This is a genomic window from Chitinophaga hostae, assembly GCF_018224885.1.
Taxonomy (GTDB): domain Bacteria; phylum Bacteroidota; class Bacteroidia; order Chitinophagales; family Chitinophagaceae; genus Chitinophaga; species Chitinophaga hostae.
Genome location: NZ_JAGTXB010000017.1, coordinates 149947 through 170593, shown reverse-complemented (window position 1 = coordinate 170593; position 20647 = coordinate 149947). Strand labels below are relative to the sequence as shown.

Genomic DNA, 20647 nt, shown 5'->3' with positions numbered 1-20647 from the left:
CAGGATATGGTGGTGTTCCTGCCGTGGTTTATTTATCTGTATATGTTGAATATCCAATTATACGAAGAGGCCAGAAAGATCTGGAAGGTAATGGCTGAAAGTAAGGACCCACCGGACCTTGCCATGGAGCCCGAAATCCAAAAGAAAGTGCTCCGTTTTTTCCAGGTCGGCGACTTTTATTACTTTATTTTTAACGCAGTAAGAGGAGAGTTTGAATATGTACATCCCGGTGTTTACGATATGCTGGGATATAACGCCAACGAATGTACGGTGGCAGGAATGATCAGTTGTATTCACCCGGAAGATATGGGATGTTTCCTCGATTTTGAGAACGCCGCCGTTGAATTCTTTGCCGCATTGCCGCCGGAAAAAATATTGAAGTATAAAGTACGTTACGACCTCCGGATAAAGAAAGCCAACGGAGAATATATCCGTATACTGCAACAGGTAACCCCTTTGCAACACAATATGGAGGGCGAGCTGCTCCGCACACTCGGCGTTCACACAGATATTACACATCTTAAACCATCCGGCCTCCCCGTACTTTCCTTCATAGGACTCGACGGTGAACCGTCGTACCTGGATGTTGCGGTAAAAACAGCATTCATCCCCACCAGGGAAATACTTACCAAAAGGGAAAAAGAAGTGCTCCGCTGTATGCTGGACGGCATGCCCAGCCGGGAAATAGCCACACATTTGAATATAAGTAAACAAACGGTAGATAAACACCGCAAGAATATGCTCAAAAAAACGGGTATCAAATCATCCGCGGAAATGATGGTGAGGGCCGTAAAGGAAGGATGGAGAACGGAACCGGATTTTAAGCGTTAGTTTGTTTTGCCCAGGATTAAACTGATTATGACGATTTACAGGATTTTTTCTTTTTTGATTTTATAAGATTAAAAAAGATACAAGCGAATTCTTGCCTATATTCTTTAATCTTTTAAAATCAAATTGTAATCACAATAAAAAAATCCTGTAAATCGTCATAATCAGTTTAATCCTGGGCAAGACAAACTTCCGGGCAGGGCAAAATCCCCCGGTTTGTTTTTGTAAATCCTTTTCTCTATTATTGTCTTTGTAAAAAGGGATCGGTCAGGTATACTCCCTTGTAGTCAACAACCAAATCGAAGCGGCAGTTTTCTTTTTTTTGTCCATAAAGCAAAAACGATTTAGCCAACACATGAGCATGGATGAGATTCGTGAATGGCAGATGCAAATAGCGCGTTATGATGATGAGCAGGCTTTTGCCCGCTTGTTTCGTCATATGTACGACCGTTTATTGCATTTTTGCACCAGGTATGTACACGTAAAAGAAGCGGCGGAGGAAATTGTATCAGACGTTTTTGTGAAACTCTGGAACCGTCGCGCCGAGCTGGAACGGGTAGCCAATCTGCAGGTATACCTTTTTGTAGCGGTGAAAAACCATTCCCTCAACTACCTCGAACAATACTCCCATCTCCGCATAGTACCGCTTTCCGGTTCAGACACGGCTGATCTGCGTAACAGCATCGACCTGGAACGCGACCTGGAATGGAAGGAGATGCGTTTTAAAATGGACCAGGTGGTGTCGGCGCTCCCGGCACAGTGCCGCCGTATCTTCCAGCTGATTAAAGAAGATGGCTTTAAATATAAGGAAGTAGCCGAAATTCTCGGGATCTCGCCCCGGACGGTGGAAACACAGCTTTTCCGGGCTATGCGCCGCCTGAACGAAGAGCTGGGCGCCATTGGCAGGAGCAAAAATGTGCTGCCCCCGCTCATTCTCTTGCTGGCATTGTCGTTTCCCGGGTTTTACTGATACCCATCTTTTCTTGCCCAAAAAAATATTTTTCCCCGCTGTAAGTAATTCTGTCTCCGCTGCCTGTCCTTCTTCCTGAACACGATTCCATTTTATGATAAACGAAGAACATTTCGTCTTACTGGTGACCCGTAAACTGGCCGGGTCGGCTACTCCCGCAGAACTGGCAGAGCTGGAAGCCCTGTTGGAACAGCACCCGGTATTAAAAGAACGCTACCATTATCTGTATCATTACGTGGAAGATACCCCGCACCTGGCGGCAGAAAATACCGAGCAGGCCCTGCAACGTACGCTGTCGAAGATAAAATCACAGCAAACGGCGATCACTTCTCCCGAAACAAAAATCAGGAAAATGAAATGGTGGAAATGGGCCGCCGCAGCAGCTGTATTGGTACTGGGCACCACCTTCTTCTACCTTAATAAAGGGAATCATGCTCCGCTGGCAGTCAGTCAGAAATGGGTGAAACGCAGTAATGGTAAGGCTACCCGGTCGTTTATAGAACTGGCGGATGGCAGCAAAATATGGCTGAACGCCGAAAGTATGCTAACCTATCCGGAGAAATTTAAAGGCGACAGCCGTGAGATCTTCCTGGAAGGGGAAGCCTTTTTCGATGTAGCCACCAATGCCAAACGCCCTTTTATTATACACCTGAAAAAAGGAACGATCAAAGTACTGGGCACCTCCTTTAATATCCGCGCCTATGAGAATGAACCGGTGCAAACGGCCGTGGTAACAGGTAAAGTAGCATTTATACCACGCTACGAAGGCGCCAAAAAGATCAGCGATACCATCCTGGTAACACCGGATGTAAAAGTAACCTATACTGCCAGCAGCGGCACATTGATCAAAGGCAATACCATCGGCGCGGAAGACAAGGCCTGGACGGAAGGCCGCCTGATATTCAGAAATGCCACGCTGGAAGAAATCGGCGCCAGTTTACAACGCAATTTTAACAAACAGGTGGAGTTCGAAGCCAATGCACCAAAACAATATCGTCTTACCGGCTCTTTCCATAATAATACGCTGGAAGACATCATGTACTACCTGAGTAAGTCAAAAGCATTCCACTACCGTATCACGGATTCAACATTAGTTATCGGAGAATAAAGCCAACACCAATATTAATTCATTTTTAATCACCACTACGTTATGAGAAAGGAACTATACAAGTCTTCTTTTCGTTCGCCTTTCGGGTCGCTGATAATCTGTTTATCGCTACTGAGCGTGCTGGACCTGCATGCGCAGGTGGCATACGCAGCAGGAACGCGGCGACAGGTACAGCACCAGCCGGCGAAAGAAAAGGAAAGACCGCCATCTCTCAATTACCTCGTCAGCTTGCAGGTAGAAAATGCAAGTCTCGCGCAGGTACTGGACAAAATCGAAGCACAAACCTCCCTCGTATTTGTATATTCAAATGATGATATAAAAGCTGCACAGAAAATATCCCTGAGTGTAAAGGAAAACAAACTGGATGATGTGCTGCAGATGATCCTGCTGCCGTTGGAAATCAACTACGAGCTGATCGCGAACAAAATTATCCTGAAGCGTATGGGCGTTTCCGTTATAGGGGAGCAGCAACAGGAAATCGTCATCACCGGCCGTGTAGTGGATAGTCAGGGAGAGCCTGTCCCCGGTGCTAATATCCGCCTGAAAGGACAAAGCATCGGGACTGTCAGCACAGCAGATGGTACCTATACGTTGAAAATTCCGGCCAACGCCGCCAACGGTGTACTGATATATTCTTCCGTAGGATATGTGCCTTCTGAAATATCTATCGCGGGCAGAACCAATATTGTTACCATGCTCAAGGTAGACTCCAAAGACCTTGGAGAGGTAGTGATAACAGCCTATGGTCAGCAGAAAAAAGGCCAGGTAACCGCCGCCATCAGCACTGTAAGTTCAAAGGATATTACCAGCAGACCATCGGTAAATATGTTCCAGGCCTTACAGGGACAAGCCCCCAACCTTATTATGCAACAGGGTACCGCGGAACCGGGCGCCGCTATGACCATGAACATCCGCGGGGTAGGCAGCTTAACCGGCAACGCACCACTGGTGATCATTGATGGTATACAGGCCGGCACTGCCGGTTTGCAGAACCTGAACCCTTATGATGTGGAAACGATCTCCGTATTGAAAGACGCAGCATCTGCCGCCATTTATGGCTCGCAGGCGGCTAACGGTGTTGTATATATTACCACCAAAAAAGGTAAGAAAGATGAACGCCCTTCCGTACAATACAATGGGATGTATGGCTGGCAAACACCCACTACGCTGCCACGGAATATGGAAGCATGGCAGTATATGACGCTGAAAAACGAAGCGCTTGTAAACTCCGGTAAAACGCCGCAGTATACGCCGGAAAATATTAAATACTGGCACGACCGCGGTTCAGAGCCATCGATGCTCTCAGAAATGATCCGTAAATATACGCCTCAGCAAAACCATAGCCTGAGCTTAACAGGCGGCGGTAAAAGCAGCAGCTACCTGTTTTCCATGGGCTACCTCGACCAGGGAAACATGCTGCAGAATAAATATGTACCGCAGGATTTCTTCTATAAAAGATATAATGCCCGTTTAAACGTATCCGTTGACGTTAGTAAGTATGTAAAAGTAAATGCCAACGCAGCCTATACCCGTTCCAACTTCCGTACGCAGGTAGCCGATATCGGCTTCCTGATCCGCGACGCCATGCGCGTGCCGCGTACCAATGCAGTAAAGGATTCCCTGGGAAACTGGGTAGTGCCTAACCTGACAAGTAACAGCGTTATTGCGCTGCTGGCCAACGGCGGTTATAATCTGAAAACCATCGATAACCTCATGGGCGGACTGGATGTGGTGATTACACCGGTAGATCATTTCAAGATCAACCTGAATGCTTCCGGCGTGTATAATATCGAGAACTCGTTTATCCGCACCAATAAATTTACCTACGCGCCTTACTATACTACGGCTACACCGCCCATGTATAACCAAACCAAACAGGAAGAATACAAGGATCTTACCACCAACGTATATGCTACCGCGGAGTATGAAAATACTTTTGGTAAACATTATGTAAAAGGACAGGTAGGTGTGCGCAGCGATGCCGTGGACGAACACTATGGCTTCCGCGCAGAGCGTTACGGCACCACCAACCTGGACCCGGACTGGTCTATCGGCGGCGGCTATATTCCCAAACCCGATGGCACTTACGACTATAAAGATATAGGCACCTATAATGATCTGACAAATCCCAACCTGTATGCGTTGAACTCTTTGTTTGGCCGTTTGAACTATGCCTATAACGATAAATACCTGGCAGAAATCACCTGGCGTTATGATGGATCTTCCAAGCTGGCGCCCGGCCACCGCTGGCAGTTTTTTCCCGCCTTCTCCCTGGGCTGGCGGCTCACAGAAGAAGCCTTCATGCAGGAGATTAAAGACAGGATAGGTAATTTTAAACTGCGTTACTCCTGGGGACAAGTGGGTAACTCCAATATTGGCGGATTCAACTACCTGTCCAGGGTATCTATCAACGGTGCTAACTATTCCTTTAATAATTCCATTGCACCCGGTAATACTTTTTCTACTTATAATGATCTGTTGAAATGGGAAATCTCTACCATGAGTAACTATGGTATTGATGCCGATTTCTTTAAAGGCAGGCTGACCGCCTCTTTCGATTATTTTAGTAAGATGACCGATGGTATTTACCTGTTCCAGACAGTACCAGGAACTGCAGGTACAGCGGCTCCGCTGGAAAACGTAGGTAAGGTAAATAACAAAGGCTGGGAACTGGCATTGTCGTATCGGGCTACCACCGGCGCTTTCCACCATACCTTCGGTTTTAACCTGGCCGACAACCTGAACAAGGTGATTAAATTCGGACAGGAATCCGTTCGCGGATCAGATGTGACCTTTATTGTAAAAGAAGGCTACCCGATTGCTTCTTACTATGGTTATAAATCTGACGGGTTATACCAGAACCTGGATGATATAAAGAACGCACCTAAAGTACCGTTTGCCTATAACCAACAGGTGATGCCGGGAGATGTGCGGTATATAGACCGGAACAAAGATGGGGTGATCGATGAAAACGACCGTTACATTTTTGGTAATCCTTTCCCGCGTTATACGTTTGGCTTTAACTACAGCGTAAGCTGGAAAAACTTCGACCTGAGCATGTTCTGGCAGGGAGTGGGTAAGAGAACCCAGTTCCTCCGCGGCGATATCGTAGAAGCATTCCATAATAACGAAGACCATGCAATGGTGCAGCACCTGGACCGCTGGACGCCCACCAATCCGAATGCTTCCTATCCGCGGGTAACCATCGGATCTGCCGATGCCAACAATTTTGCGTATTCCGACTACTGGCTGTTTGATACTAAATACCTGCGTCTGAAAAATTTCCAGGTAGGTTACAACCTGCCCCAATCATTGATGAGACGCGTGGGCATGCAGGGAGTACGGGTATATTTCACCAGTCAGAACCTGATCACGATTACGCCTAAACGTTTCCGCGAACTGGGCGTAGATCCTGAGTTTACGCAGTTTGATGATAAGCTGAGCATGACTAATTACAACGCCATTGCCGGGCGTAATTATCCTAATGCCGCTACGTTTGCCTTTGGTTTGGATGTAAAGTTTTGATGCCTAAACAATCACTTGTATGAAGAAATTACTTTTATCAATAGTAGTAGCCGCCGGGTTGTTTGGCTGTCGTAAGCTGGATCAGCCCATTACGCGGGAGTTTACAGAAACGGCTTACTGGCGCGATGCACAGGATGCCTTAGATGCCCTGACCGCTTGTTATGAACATCTTTCAAAAGATGATTATTTCTTTGGAGATGAAGCGCTGAGTGATAACGCCTATAACAGCGGGGTAGGTCTGCTGAATGTAAATGCAGTGTCAAACGGTGGCTATGATGGTGCCAATGGCCGTGTGGTAGATACCTGGCCTTATTATTACACTACGATCCGTCGTTGTAATACCGTTACCACCAATATAGACAGGGTGCCCAATATGGATGCCACGTTAAAGCGCCGCATCCTGGCAGAAGCTCGTTTTATCCGTGCCTATGCCTATTTCCAGCTGAGTGCCTGGTATGGCGATGTACCTTTTTATACGGATCTTATTTCTATAGAGCAGTCACGTACCATTACGCGCACCGATAAAAATACCGTACAACAGTTTGTATTGTCAGAGCTGGCCGATATTCAGAAAGACCTGCCCACCAACCAGCAGCAGGCGCAGAACGACCGTGGCCGCATTACCCGCGGCGCCGCAATAGCGCTCAGCGCACGCGTACACCTGTTCCGCAGCGAATGGCAGGCAGTAGTAACAGATTGTGAGCAGCTGATCAACAAAACCGATAACGGCGCCTATTCGTTGTTTGGCAGCTATAGCAACCTGTTTACCGTAGCCAATGAGTACAACAGCGAGGTAATCCTGGATCTGCAATATGGCGGGGCCAGAACCTACGACAAGCAACGGCAGTTTATGCCGCAAACCATCGCTGCGCTGAGAAGCGTGCTGGTGCCTACACAGGACCTGGTAAACGATTACATCATGACCAACGGTAAGGCCATTGGGGAAGCCGGTTCCGGTTATGATGAAAGTAATCCCTACGTGAACAGGGACCCCCGTTTTGAAGCGACCATCCTGCATCATGGTTCCAAAGTGACCGATTTCAGCGGAGCGGTGCAAACCATTCTTACGCAACCCGGATCCATACCCGCCACCAATACCGTGGATGACCAGGGCGCGTCTCCCACCGGCTACTACTTCTACAAGTACTACGATCGCGCGGCCACCAACTACTCCTCCGGTTTAAACCTTATTCTCATCCGTTACGCCGATGTGTTGCTGATGTATGCAGAAGCAAAGAATGAACTGGGGCAGATGAATGCCGCCGTGTGGAATCAGACTATACAGCCTTTGCGCGTTCGCGCCGGGTTTAATGATGCCGGCGCTACCCAGTTTAACACTGCGCTGAGCAAAGAACAACTGCAAACGGTGATACGCCGTGAAAGAAGAGCCGAGCTGGCCTTTGAAGGATTGCGTATCCTGGATATCCGCCGCTGGAAAACGGCTGATGTGGTGATGAACAGACCTGTAAGAGGTATTAAAGTAACGTCCGGCGCCTTTAACAAGGATCCTAACGGATATATTATTGTAGAGAACAGGTTATTTACAAATCCCAGGCATTACCTGTGGCCAGTGCCAACGATTGAACGCGATCAGAATAAAAATCTTTCACAAAATCAAGACTGGTAAACCTTCCACTTTAAAACTGTAATCACATGCAAAAATATTTAATCATCTTACTGAGTGTTGTATTATTTAGTTGCAAAAAAGACTACACGCTCAATACCAATATACAACCGGTAGCGAAGCTCACAGCTCCGCTGGATAATAAATACATTAAGCTGCAACCCACTACCAGTGCTACTGTCAGTTTTGAGTGGGATCAGGCCCGTGCGGAAGACGGTTCGCTGGTGATCTATGAAGTAGCTTTTGACAAGGAGAATGGTGATTTTTCAGCCCCGGTCGCAAAATTTTCATCTGATGGCGGGGGCGTACAAAACAAGCTCACGTTATCACATAAAGACCTGAACAGCATTGCTGGTAAGGCTGGTATCGCTTCGCTGGCTACCGGCAAATTGAAATGGACGGTGCTGGCAGCCAAAGGATATAATATCCAGAAAGCAGCAGAAACCAAAACCATTGAAGTAGAAAGACCTAATGGCTTTGCAGAAATTCCGACGGATGTATTCCTGACGGGCGAAGCAACAGAAGCCGGCGCTGATCTGTCGAAAGCGCTGAAGCTGAAGTCCACCGCGCCGGGGGTGTATGAAATTTATACATCTCTCAAAAATGGCAAATATCACTTTACAAACAGGAATACAGGAACACCAAGCGTTTACTCTCTATTGGGCACCGCTGTGAAGGAAGGGGGAGAAAGCCAGCAAACAGCCGGTACCAAAGTATATCGTTTACGACTGGATTTCAATAATGCTGCGGCTTCTGTAACAGAGTTGACATCCATAGGGCTGTGGTTTGCGCCTTTGAATAAGTTCCTGTTTGAAATTAATTACGCCGGCAACGGAACCTGGAGTATCAAAAATCAATTGATCACTTTTAAACAGGAATCGTGGGGCCGCGACGAGCGTTATAAATTCCGTTTAGCCGTTAAGGATAGTGACGGCGCTGCCGGTGAAGAGTGGTTTGGCAGCTCGAATGCGGATAATAATCGTCCTACTGCCACTACGCCGCTCAGCTTCTGGGAGCTGAAGTCTATTGCCGGTAACGACCAGTGGGGCTACTGCTATAAGTTCGCCACCGAAGCAGATAATAAGAACTGCGACATCAATGTATACTTTACCACCGACAAGAATTACACGCACGAAATCATTGTCAAATAAACAACTATGAAGATTTTACGCTTCTCTATATTGATACTGGCCCTGGGCTTCACTGCATGTTTGAAGGAACCTGTAGATGACGGCCCGGGTCCGGGCGCGGGCAAAGCACGTAACGTATACAACTGGCCGCAGATTGCCGACTCTTCTTTCCAGGGGCTGGTAAGCAATTTCTGGAACCAGGAAAAATACTTTAACCAGAACAGTGCAGGCGGCACTACTTTTAACTATTGGCCTAATGCGCATGCGCTGGACGTACTCACGGATGCGTATATACGTAAAAGTGATCCCGCCATCAAAGCGCGGATGGATGATTTACTGGCCGGCATGAAAGTAAAGAATGGTGGTACCTATATCAATCATTTTTATGATGACATGGAATGGATGAACCTGGCCTGTTTGCGCGCCTTTGAAGCTACCGGCGATACCCGCTACAAAGATGTGGCCGTGATATTATGGAACGACATCAAAGGTGGATGGGATGACGTATGGGGTGGTGGTATCCATTGGAACAAGGACAAGTCCAAAAACTATAAGAATACGCCGGCCAATGCGCCCGCCTGTATTATTGCCTGCCGGATGTACGGGATAACCCAGAACCCGGATGATATTGCCTGGGCTAAGAAAATATACGACTGGCAAAAAAGCACCCTGGTAGATCCGGTAACCGGCCTGGTATGGGATGGTATTAACCAGGACGGCAGCGGGCAGGTGACCAAAAACTGGAACTTCACTTATAACCAGGGCGTTTTTATAGGCGCCGGGGTTGAGCTGTATAAGCTCACCGGACAGAACATTTATATCAATGATGCGCTGAAAACGGCCAACAACGCGCTGGGTGGCACTTTTACCAATGCCAATATCCTGAAGGACGAAGGCGCCGGCGACGGGGGCCTATTTAAGGGTGTATTGATACGTTACCTCATGTTATTGATTACAGATGGAAGTATCAGCAGCACGGATGTTGCGAAGTACGCCGGTTTCCTGCAGCTGAATGCAGAAACATTGTGGCGGAAGGGAACTACCCGGCCGCAGGTATTATTTAATAAAGACTGGACCACGGTTGCCGCCAGCAGTGATCTGACTACGCAGCTGAGTGGCGCGATGCTGATGGAAGCTGCTGCCAGGTTAAAGAGTATGGGATTGCTTAAGTAACCAAAAGAGATGAAGGGGAGAAGAAGAACGATTGCTACCTTATGCTGTTTGCTGGCTGCCGGCGCTGTATTTGCCCAGCGCAACCGGCAAAGAGCGGAGGCGTTGCAAAGGGCGATCGATAAATATTTGTATGAGCGAAAAAGTGGGTTGTACATTCAAACCAGCGACCGTGCCATGAATCATAACCCCCACGCAGATCTGTGGGGCCTTTGCGGGATGGTACAGGCAGCGAATGAAATGGAGAAAATACATCCCGGGAAGATATATATGCAACCGGTGGTTGCAGCCATTAACCAGTATTATGATCCGATTCCGCCTGCGCCGGGTTATGCGTCTTATGTAGTAAAGGAAAGGCGGGAGGACCGCTACTACGACGATAATCAATGGATCGGTATTGCTTACCTCGACGCCTATACGCGCACGCGGAGGTATTGGTACCTGCAGAAAGGCGAGGAGATCTGGCGTTTTATGATGACGGGTTATGATACGGTGAGTGGTGGAGGCTTGTATTGGAAGGAAGGTGACAAAACAACCAAGAACACCTGTTCCAATGCGCCGGCCGTATTACTGGCGTTGCAGTTGTATGATGTTACGCGCAGGAAATCGTATCTCGACACCGCTATGCTGCTGTATAACTGGGTGAACAGGCATCTCCGTGATACCGATGGGGTGTACTGGGATGCCTTGAAGCCGGAGGAGAACAACCGTATTGATTCCGCGGCGTATACCTATAACACGGGCGCCATGCTGGAGGCAAATGTGAAGTTATATCGTATTACCAAAAACGCGCACTACCTGGAAGAGGCGAAACATATTGCAGCAGGAGGGTATCAGCGGTTTTTCAGTAACGGGCGGTTTCGTTCGTCGTACTGGTTTAATGCGGTGTTGCTGAGAGGCTATGTCGCTTTGTACAAAGCAGACAATAACAAAAAGTATATTAACGCTATGCAGGAATACGCGGATAAAGTGTGGGAGCACGACCGGGACGGCAATACCAATTTACTGGGTAATCGCCCTGAAAAGGAATTGCTTGGACAGGCGGGGATGATGGAAATATACGCGCGACTTGCCGGTATTTAATATTTAACGCTACACGAAGAGCCTGCAACGTTCCCGTTGCGGGCTTTTTTTTGTGCTGATTTTGGGAGGGACTGTTATTATTTTGCTATGATATTACATAATTCCTTAATTTTATGGTATTTATTATTAATTTATTGGCGGGAATAGTTATTCCTGTTAGTATATAAAATAGAAGAAGATAACCTATCCTATCCTTATGAGGCTGATGTTATTGCTGTTTTTTGTCGTCGTGTCGCTGCCTGTTTATGGGCAGACTGCTGCGCCGGCTGCAAAAAAAGGCAATAGGTCTACCGAGTTCCAGATGAAGGAGGGGAGTTACCTGAGTTTTGCGCAGGTGAATTTAAGTTTGGGTGAAATTGGCTTTCGGGTGGAAGTGGCATCGGAGCATAAAAAGAGTAATGCGCGGCTGGAGTTCCGGATCGACAAGCCCAAAGGAAAGATTATTGGTACGCTTGAAATTCCCTATACCGGCGACAGCACCTATGCGTTGAAGCTGACCGGTAACCTAAGGCATGCCGAAGGCGTGCATGACTTGTATCTTGTAGCAAAGGGCGCCCTGCCTTTCAGCATTACTTCTTTCGGGTTTATTTACAATTATTAATATAGTCGTTTACGTTATAGCAATATTTTTTTGGAAAGATGAAATAGGTGTGTATATTTGCAACCCCTGACACGATATCAGCTGCCCAGATGGCGAAATTGGTAGACGCACTGTGTTCAGGTCGCAGCGCCTGCAAGGGTGTGCTGGTTCGAATCCAGTTCTGGGCACTAGAAGCCTCTGTAAGTCTACGATTTACAGAGGCTTTTTCTTTTGTTAAAATCCCACTTTTTGCCGGTCATTGTCGTTCATTCCCTATTCAGTTAACCGGCGGCCGAAACTGCAGATGAACGCTCTCATTGGCCCCACTAGTTGCCGCAGAAAGATTTCCTGAATTCAAGTGGGGAAAGTTTGGTTTTGGTTTTAAATAATTTGCTGAATGATTGGGGATGTTCAAATCCTAAAGCGTAGGCTACTTCACTTACCGAGAGGCTGGTTGTAGAGAGTTTTTCTTTTGCTTTTTCAATGAGCCGATCATGAATGTGCTGTTGGGCGCTTTGGCCGGTTAGCGTGCGTAACATATCACTCAGGTAGTTCCGCGAAAGGTTAAGTTTTTCGGCAAGAAAAGCTACAGTAGGAATACCCTGACTTAAAGACAGCTCATCTTTAAAGTATGCCTCCAGAATTTCCTCTAGTCTTTCAAGTACACCGATGCTAGCTGCTTTTCGAGTCAGGAACTGCCGCTTATGGAAACGGTTGGCATAACTGAGAAGTAACTCGATCTGGGATACCATTACGTCCTGGCTAAAGTCATCAATGCGGCTGTTTAGTTCCGTTTCCATAAAGCTGAAAATAGCGAGAATAGTATTTTTTTCTTCTTCCGACAGGTGCAGTGTTTCATTGGTCTTGTAGGAGAAAAACCCGTATTGTTTTATCTTTTTGGCCAGTGCATAAGCTAAAAAGAAATCAGGATGAATGAGCAACGTGTATTGCGAGCATACCGCCCCGTCATGATCATTTCCGCCAATGATCTGTCCCGGAGCCGCGAATAATAAGCCTCCCTCATCAAAATCATAATACCCCTGGCCATATTTTAATTTACCGCTGAGCTTGGGTTTGTAAGCTATTTTGTAATAGGCGAGAACATGCTGACCGGGAAGTTTGATACCTTCAAGTGGCGCATGGGCCCCGTTGATGAGACTGATAAGCGGATGTTTGGGCTGGGGCAGGCCAAATAGCCGGTGTGCGTCTGTAAGTGAATCCAGTTTCAGTGGCTGGTTATCTTCCCTTTTCATAAATGCTAAATTAGGTTATAACCGGCCATTTAAAAAGCCTGACCGGTTATAAGGATTGATTAATTTCACTGAGCCAAACGAGAGACTTCGTCCCAGGCTTCCCAGGCGGCTATTCTGTCGGCATAGGCGGCTTTTAAACCCGGCAAATTATTACTGCCGAGATTAAAGCGAAGCGGTGGATTTTCGGCATCAACTATTTTAAATAGTGCCTGCGGTGTAGCTGTAGGGTTGCCTTTTTCCATACCTTTCATTCCCTCCATAAATTTTGCTATGAAATCTTTATAGGCTTCCATCCCGGTCAAAAACTTTGATAATTCCAGGCTGCCAAATTCGGTAGCGTAGGCTCCTGGTTCAATAATGGTTACCTTGAGGCCAAATTGTGCAATCTCTGCAGCCAGGCTTTCATGAATAGCTTCGAAAGCCCATTTCGAGGAGCAGTAATAGCCGAGGATCGGCAAAGTCAAATGGCCAAGGTTACTGGAAGTACCGAGGATATGGCCGAAACCCTGCTTGCGAAGCAGCGGTAAAGCTGCCTGAATAACGGTAACCGGGCCGATTACATTAGTTTCATACAGGGCGCGTATATCATCCGTATTGGCCTCCTCTATGGTGCTGATCAGCGGATAGCCCGCATTATTCAATACAATATCCAACCGGCCAAAATGAGCATGCGCTTTGGCTACAGCATCTTTTACCATTTCAGGGCTGGTGACATCAAGTTCCAGGGTTAACACCTGATTACCATACTTATCGTTAAGTGCAGCAATGTTGTTGAATGTACGGGCTGTTGCAACGACTTTATCACCACGTTCCAATGCCGCTTCTGTCCATATCCTTCCTAAACCGCGCGAAGCGCCGGTGATGAACCATACTTTATTTGTTTGCTTTGTCATAATGTTTTTTTATTGAAGCAAAGTTCAGAAAGAAGTATTTCGCTCTTGTAGCCTAATCATGGGTATTTGTAGGCTAATTACGGGTTTTACCCGACGCAATTGCTTTCAAACTTCAACTGCTAGAGATGTCCGAGGAATTGGATAATTGCTTCAGAATCAACAAAAACGGGCTCGATAATGTTCCCTTAGTGGGCACTTGGAAAAGGTTGTAGGTCATAGACTTGCAACCTTTTTTTATTTTTGCATTTTCTTCGCTTCCTGCTATCTATGAAACTGTCTTTGTACAAAACAGCATTAACATGAATGAAAACGATACCAACCGACTTTCACGGCTAACCGCTATCTTAACACAATTGCAGACAAAGCGATTGTTGACGGCGACCAGCCTTGCTGAAAAATTTAATGTCAATGTAAGAACCATCTACAGAGATATCAGGGCATTGGAACAGGCTGGAGTACCTATTCTTACAGAAGAAGGAAAAGGGTATACGCTGATGGAAGGCTATAAAATTCCGCCCGTGATGTTTTCTGAAAGCCAGGCCAATGCGCTTATTCTGGCGGAGCAACTGGTGCTGAAAAATAAAGACACTTCTTTTGTAAAAGATTACACCGAGGCTATCGATAAAATAAAAGCAGTGCTAAGGCAGCCGGAAAAAGACAAAGCCAACTTACTCGCTGACCGTACCCGTTTTGAGCAGAATATAAACAGGAAAAGAAACAGTAATAATATATCGCAGCTACAAAATGCGCTGACTAATTTTCGCCTGATAAAAGTGAAATACAGCAACGAACGAAATAAAGCCTCAGACAGGATCCTTGAGCCTTTTGCCCTGATCAGCACCAATGAAAATTGGCTGCTGATAGCCTGGTGCCGCCTGCGTAAAGCGTTCAGGTATTTCCGCCTGGATAGGATTACCAAACTTGAAATTCTTTCCGAAAACTTCCACCCGCATAAAATGACACTGCAGGAGTATTTTGATAAATATTACTAATTTTTTTTACCCCTGACATAAGGCTGTCGCAACCCCGTTTTAGGTTTGCACTATCAATAACAAATTAATAGTCAACAAAAATGGAAAAGCAGACTTTCGACCCTTGGGCATGGGGTAAAAACACTAATTCAGTACAAGCAATAGAAGTTAAAAATGTAGCAGGAACACTCTATTGTTCCGGACAGGTAGCGATAGATGCCAATGGCGTACCAAGCGGTGCGGACATGCGTTCACAGCTTATTCAAACTATTCAGAACCTGGAACAGCTAATCAGCGAATCAGGTTATGAGTGCAAGAACATTGCAAGACTGAACGTGTATACTACCTCTACACAGGAATTTTTTACAACCTGCATGGATGTGTATGTACCTTTTATCGAAAAGTACAGTATCCGGCAAGCCACTACCTTATTGGGTGTGAAAGAATTATTTGCTACGCTGACGGTAGAACTGGAGGCAACAGTAGTAAGATAAGCATTGGGTTAACATCTTAGAATAAAAGCCGGAGATCATCTCCGGCTTTTATTCTAAGATGTTGATGCTGGTTGTTTTAATGCATATGCATCATGTGGCAGACATATCCTCGGCATACTTCGATCAGGTTGATATCGCCAGGATCTTTAACTATTCTGATAATTCATTGCCTATTGGGTCAATTGCTTTTGAATAACCTGGTTTTGCAATACTATGTCGGGGGAACACGTAAAATGGGAGAAGATTCTTTGAATCCAGTTCTGGGCACTACAATGGACAAACCAGACAGATGCTGGTTTGTCCATTGTCTTTTTTGGAGCGATCCGTTTGTTGCCTATTTTATATTGTGTGGGTTGTCAATTACACAACGCCATATTCCATCTGTTCCTTTACGGACCACGTCTGTTGAAGTTCCTGAATATCTCGAAGGGTTTCCCGTCTCATCTGTATAGTCAACTGCCCAGTCAAGCACAAGCAGTGCAATATCTCCATTTATTAAGGTATGCCTTGTTGCCCCCGATATTTTTCCATTTAAAGCAAAATACGGTTCCAACGCGCTCTTCAATGCTGCTCCCCGGGCAATTTTACCCGGGCTTCCGGCGATAACAGCATCTTGCTCATAATAAGCGTTTATCAAATTGTCAACATTACCCAGGTTGTAGTAATGAATAAAAACCTCAGTTGTTTTATCCGGAGTTGTTGCTTTCGGCGTTTCCTGTATCATTGTATTTTTAATTATTAGTGAATAGATTTGGTATTATTTGAATAATATTGCTGAGGCCTCAATACATCAAAACTACTTACTTTTACTTTACATAATATAGTACTTTCCCAAAGTATAGTGTCTTTTTAAACTAAAATTTAAATATATGAAAGAAGCTTCAATAGAAGAATGTACACGCTCTATTCTCTCCATCAGGGATGTGTTGGATATTTTAAGCGGCAAATGGAAGCTGCCGATTCTTATGCTGCTGATGTTTGAAAAAAGAAGATTCAAAGATTTGCAAAATCATATTCCCGGCATTACTCCCAAAATGCTTGTCAAGGAATTACGTGACCTTGAAATAAACCAATTAGTAAATCGTACAGTTTACGATGCCTCACCTGTTTATATTGAATATGCTATAACTCCCTATGGAAGAACGCTCAAAAAAATAATCCTTGAAATGGAAGACTGGGGTAAAAAACACAGGAAAAGAATAATGGCGAAAACATCTTAGGAAATACATCTTATAAGGAGCAATGGAAGGATTGTGAGATGTGCGAGGTATTGGGAGACAGGTAATGCTATATCGCAGCAAGAGCAGGATCAGGGATGGGGATCCAAAGTAGTCATGAGAAACTTTGCAATTGCATGGCCTAAGTTGTCTGTTTTGAGCGACCACGATATGGAAAAAATTATGAATACAATTTGCAGCAGCCTGCTGCAAAATTACCATGGTTTCATATCTGTACGCTTCTTGATAAAGTGAAAAATCAAACGGAGCGGAATTTCTATGTATTGAAATAGTTGTAAGCAACTTCGATTAAAGCCCTTTCAGACCTTGGTTCACCAGGCGGGCTTTCGCTTTTCTTGACACAGGCATAGTACGATCAAGGCGATAGCAACAAATAGAGTGCCTCTCATAGTACCAGTTTGGGTTTAGTGTTATGGGCAGCAAACATTGTTATGGCTACTCGCGGTATCATAAATTACAAAACGATTTGGTGAAGTGAAATTTCCTACTGCCCCTGTTGCTCATCCCCGTTACCCACCGCTTTGTTTAGCGCAACGATAGCTGATCTGAAATGTTCCCGGGTAATAACGAACTGGAAATTGACCCTTCTTAAAGCTACTCCAACACTTAAAATATTAATATCGGCTTTAGCCAGAGCGGCAGTAGCTTTGGCTAATAATCCCTGCTGATCCATGTTAGAGCCCAGCAGGCAGACCATTGCAATAGGTTCAACGGTCACATGTTCATATTTTTCTTTCAGTTCCTTCAGTAACTGGTGATTCAAATCATTTTCCCAAATAACGATACTAATGCTGTTGGCGCTGGTCGCCTTAAAGGTATAGCTGATACCATAACGGGAAAATACCTGCATGATATCCAGATCGCTTCCTACTGCGCCTACCATTAGCGGGTCGTAGATATCTATGAGTAGCTGTTGGTCCGAGCCGGTAATAACCTCCACTCTCTTATGTTCGGAAACATAATTTTTGGTGATCAGCGTACCGGGGTGTTCCGGTTCAAAGGTGTTTTTGATACGAAGATTGATACGTGCTATCTCCAGCGGTTTTGCGGCTTTAGGATGAATCGCTTCCATGCCTACATCAGCCAGCTGGTCGGCGATATCGTAGTTGGTATAACCAACAGGTTGTACGTTTTCTATGCCCACCAATGCCGGATCGGCGGTTGACAGATGATATTCTTTATGGATAATAGCTTCTTCAGGTTGGAGCAGTTCAGCTATCCTGCTGAAGGTTACCTCGGAATAACCACGGTCAAATTCTCTCATGATCCCTTCCGTTCCCTTTACATATCCTGTTGCAATACACAGGCAGTTTTTAAGATCGATGGCCTCGAATTCCTCTTTGATACGCTCGTCGATTGTCAGTGAACGTCCATCTTCCAGTCCGCTCAGGTCTGCCAACGCAGCGTTAAGTGATTTGTTCCGCAGGATGTTTGTCAGTACAAAGGCGGAGTGACTTTCGCCTACTGAAGCCAGAATCTCCCGAACAGCCAGCAGAATGCCCTCATTGAGGTACCCCGAGGCCAGCATCGTATTGGCGCTATCGAGATAGGTGAGCACCCGGTTAATAATACCATCCGTTACTTCGTCGGCATGGGTAACATCCAGCCCGAGTGGTCCGTAATATGCATTCAGCTGTTTAAGGTGAAGTCTTACAGATTCAAGTGCCTTATGGTAGTCATTTCCCGTTGCGAACTGATGATAGGCGCCAGGGGCTTTCGTTTTTTTATTTTCCAGCAACAGGTTGGTAACCCCGGAAAAAGCAGAAACAACGAAAACGCGGTTGTATAGCCCATCACCGGAACGACCGTAATAAATGACATTGTCGATTACATCTTTTAGTGCACTCATGGACGTGCCGCCGATTTTTTCCACTGTTAGCATGCTGCGAAGCTATATAATTTATGAATGTAATAAAAGAGGTTGGTTGTCATCGCCGGTTCCATACTCCGGCCGGCCATTAAGCTGGCGGTAAATAATATGTAAAATAACGTGTTGATGGCTTCCGGGGAGTGGTATTTACTTATTGGGAGATTACGGGCCTGAATCGGAGGGCTATCGTTGCATATTACCCTGCACCGGGGAATATGCCGGGGCGTAAAAAGGAGAATAGCCGTTATAATTGCTTCTGCCAACGCCAACGCTACCGGAAATGGAGAATGTTTTGTCATTGCTGATATACATTACACCTATTTTTGCATCCGACCAGGCGGCAAAGTTGTTAGTCTGCATGAAGCCATTACCCTTGTTAATCGCAGGTTGATAGGGCATGTTGTAACGGAAAACAGCGGGTGTCATCGATACGCCTCCGAAGGCGAACAGGTTATTGGTCAATTGACGGTTTACCTGCAATGCCAAAGGTACCGACAGGAAGGAACTACTGCCTCCTCTAAATGCCACAAAGCCGGTGGAAACGCCGGCATATTTTGTAACAAACCATTTCTTATGGATATTGCCGGTATCGCTTACCTGCTGAGGATATCTGAAGGCAGGTTCTGCACCGTTCACAGCTCCGAAAGAGGGAGCTGTTTGTGCCTTTACAGCCATACCCGACATTAAAACAGCCGCAAAAAAGATTGTCCGTAACATAGGAATAAAGATAAGGATCCTTTTTTTATTTAAATGCTAACGGAATCACAATATGTAAAATAGTGGACCGGCGGCGAAGCTACCGGCGCCAATGGTGCTATTTTTTCAGGGTCCACAGGCCGGTACTGCCCGGCTTTCTCTCATCTGTTGCTTTTCTTAATAAAGTATCTCCGGCAGCGATATTGCCGAATATTTCCACTCCGGCATCAACGGTCATGCCCTGGCGAATATCCACCCATTCTGCTTTTCCTCCTTTAACACGGATAACAAATTTCTTTTCCTGTGTGGTAGCAACCGAGGAGAAGGGAACAATGAATGACGGTGTTTCCCGTGTCAGCGGAATTTTTACGTAACAAAACACGCCTGCTTTTAACCGGTGGCCGCTGTTGTCTACCTTAAACTCCCATAGTTCGGTACGGGTAGCGGGATCTATGGTTTCGGACTTGCGGGTAAGTGCGGCATTGAAATGTTCTGTAGGATATGCATCTACGCTGAATTCAATATTTTTAAGTCCGCTGGCGGCTGCTACGTATATCTCGGGAACGGCTACACGCAAACGCAACGTATGATTGTTTTGTACTGTCAGCAACATGGCATTGGTGCCGACCAGCGCCCCGGGATCGGCTTTACGGGTGGTCACCACACCATCAAAAGGAGCAATGATATAGAGATACCCGGATACCGCTTTGTAAGACTGCGCCTGCCTGCCGGCGGCCACAAAGGTGGCGCTGTCGGCCTGCATCTGGTTGCGGCTGCGCTCCAGGTCTACCGGGGCAACAATACCAGGTGTATTGGCCTGTGATGCGCGGTACAATCTTTCATAATTATCTTTACTGGATGCCCATTTCGATCTGGCGGCCTGCAGGGCAGCTTCAGATTCGGCCAGCCTGCTGTTAACTTCCGGGGCCTCGATCACTGCCAGCACCTGGCCTTTCTTTACACGGTCACCCATATCTGCTCTCATTTCTTTAACAAAACCCTGGACTTTGGCAAACAGTTCGGCATTTTCGTAGGGTAGCAGTTCGGCGGTAAAGGCTGCATTTTTTTTCAGTGTGTCCTGTTTCAGGATGAATACAGGCACGGTGTCTGCAGCCGGGGTATCGGTACCGGGAGCCTGCGTCTGTGATTGATTACCACAGGCGGAAACAATGAGCAGCAAAGAGAGGGAAGCGATTATCCGCATATGATTATTT

The 20647-nt window shown here is 46.2% G+C and carries 18 protein-coding genes and 1 tRNA gene; 13 read left to right on the top strand and 6 right to left on the bottom strand.

Annotation, left to right across the window (positions count from 1 at the left end):
- Positions 1-42 precede the first annotated feature (42 nt).
- The 10 genes from KE626_RS26200 to KE626_RS26155 all read left to right on the top strand — a co-directional run bounded on the left by KE626_RS26200 (position 43) and on the right by KE626_RS26155 (position 12206).
- Positions 43-831: a LuxR C-terminal-related transcriptional regulator gene (locus tag KE626_RS26200; RefSeq protein WP_211975982.1), complete on the top strand. Its 789-nt coding sequence runs from the start codon at positions 43-45 to the stop codon at positions 829-831.
- A gap of 358 nt (positions 832-1189) precedes the next feature.
- On the top strand, positions 1190-1798 hold the full coding sequence (locus tag KE626_RS26195) for an RNA polymerase sigma-70 factor (protein ID WP_211975981.1): 609 nt from the start codon (positions 1190-1192) through the stop codon (positions 1796-1798).
- Positions 1799-1892: 94 nt separating this feature from the next.
- On the top strand, positions 1893-2906 hold the full coding sequence (locus KE626_RS26190) for a FecR family protein (protein ID WP_211975980.1): 1014 nt from the start codon (positions 1893-1895) through the stop codon (positions 2904-2906).
- A 42-nt stretch (positions 2907-2948) separates the two neighbouring features.
- Positions 2949-6431, top strand: a complete 3483-nt coding sequence (locus tag KE626_RS26185; RefSeq protein WP_211975979.1) for a TonB-dependent receptor — start codon at positions 2949-2951, stop codon at positions 6429-6431.
- A 19-nt stretch (positions 6432-6450) separates the two neighbouring features.
- Positions 6451-8058: a RagB/SusD family nutrient uptake outer membrane protein gene (locus KE626_RS26180; protein WP_211975978.1), complete on the top strand. Its 1608-nt coding sequence runs from the start codon at positions 6451-6453 to the stop codon at positions 8056-8058.
- A 26-nt stretch (positions 8059-8084) separates the two neighbouring features.
- Positions 8085-9206: a SusE domain-containing protein gene (locus tag KE626_RS26175; RefSeq protein WP_211975977.1), complete on the top strand. Its 1122-nt coding sequence runs from the start codon at positions 8085-8087 to the stop codon at positions 9204-9206.
- Between the two features lie 6 nt (positions 9207-9212).
- Entirely contained in the window at positions 9213-10358 is a 1146-nt protein-coding gene (locus KE626_RS26170; RefSeq protein WP_211975976.1) for a glycoside hydrolase family 76 protein, read from the top strand.
- Positions 10359-10367: 9 nt separating this feature from the next.
- Positions 10368-11438, top strand: a complete 1071-nt coding sequence (locus KE626_RS26165) for a glycoside hydrolase family 76 protein (RefSeq protein WP_211975975.1) — start codon at positions 10368-10370, stop codon at positions 11436-11438.
- Between the two features lie 196 nt (positions 11439-11634).
- Positions 11635-12039 carry a carbohydrate-binding protein gene (locus KE626_RS26160; protein WP_211975974.1) on the top strand — a complete coding sequence of 135 codons (405 nt, stop codon included), beginning with the start codon at positions 11635-11637 and terminating at the stop codon, positions 12037-12039.
- An 83-nt stretch (positions 12040-12122) separates the two neighbouring features.
- A tRNA-Leu gene (locus tag KE626_RS26155) sits at positions 12123-12206 on the top strand.
- A gap of 138 nt (positions 12207-12344) precedes the next feature.
- On the opposite strand, the gene KE626_RS26150 is transcribed toward KE626_RS26155, so the two are convergent.
- Together KE626_RS26150 and KE626_RS26145 are read right to left on the bottom strand one after the other, a co-directional pair.
- Positions 12345-13271: a helix-turn-helix domain-containing protein gene (locus tag KE626_RS26150; RefSeq protein ID WP_211975973.1), complete on the bottom strand. Its 927-nt coding sequence runs from the start codon at positions 13269-13271 to the stop codon at positions 12345-12347.
- Positions 13272-13336: 65 nt separating this feature from the next.
- Positions 13337-14164, bottom strand: a complete 828-nt coding sequence (locus tag KE626_RS26145) for an SDR family NAD(P)-dependent oxidoreductase (RefSeq protein WP_211975972.1) — start codon at positions 14162-14164, stop codon at positions 13337-13339.
- 299 nt (positions 14165-14463) lie between these two features.
- Here KE626_RS26145 and KE626_RS26140 point away from each other — a divergent pair, with 299 nt between their 5' ends.
- Positions 14464-15156: a helix-turn-helix transcriptional regulator gene (locus tag KE626_RS26140; protein ID WP_211975971.1), complete on the top strand. Its 693-nt coding sequence runs from the start codon at positions 14464-14466 to the stop codon at positions 15154-15156.
- An 80-nt stretch (positions 15157-15236) separates the two neighbouring features.
- Positions 15237-15629, top strand: coding sequence for a RidA family protein (locus tag KE626_RS26135; RefSeq protein ID WP_211975970.1), 393 nt, complete (start codon positions 15237-15239; stop codon positions 15627-15629).
- 334 nt (positions 15630-15963) lie between these two features.
- On the opposite strand, the gene KE626_RS26130 is transcribed toward KE626_RS26135, so the two are convergent.
- The gene (locus tag KE626_RS26130; protein ID WP_211975969.1) at positions 15964-16353 is read right to left on the bottom strand and encodes a YybH family protein; all 390 of its coding nucleotides are present in this window, start codon (positions 16351-16353) and stop codon (positions 15964-15966) included.
- 145 nt (positions 16354-16498) lie between these two features.
- Here KE626_RS26130 and KE626_RS26125 point away from each other — a divergent pair, with 145 nt between their 5' ends.
- Positions 16499-16849, top strand: a complete 351-nt coding sequence (locus tag KE626_RS26125; RefSeq protein ID WP_211975968.1) for a winged helix-turn-helix transcriptional regulator — start codon at positions 16499-16501, stop codon at positions 16847-16849.
- A gap of 502 nt (positions 16850-17351) precedes the next feature.
- Here KE626_RS26125 and KE626_RS26115 read toward each other — a convergent pair.
- From KE626_RS26115 to KE626_RS26105, 3 genes are all read right to left on the bottom strand, one after another.
- The gene (locus KE626_RS26115) at positions 17352-18749 is read right to left on the bottom strand and encodes an aspartate kinase (RefSeq protein ID WP_283093179.1); all 1398 of its coding nucleotides are present in this window, start codon (positions 18747-18749) and stop codon (positions 17352-17354) included.
- 171 nt (positions 18750-18920) lie between these two features.
- The gene (locus KE626_RS26110) at positions 18921-19454 is read right to left on the bottom strand and encodes a hypothetical protein (protein WP_211975965.1); all 534 of its coding nucleotides are present in this window, start codon (positions 19452-19454) and stop codon (positions 18921-18923) included.
- A 97-nt stretch (positions 19455-19551) separates the two neighbouring features.
- Positions 19552-20637, bottom strand: a complete 1086-nt coding sequence (locus KE626_RS26105) for an efflux RND transporter periplasmic adaptor subunit (RefSeq protein ID WP_211975964.1) — start codon at positions 20635-20637, stop codon at positions 19552-19554.
- Positions 20638-20647 lie beyond the last annotated feature (10 nt).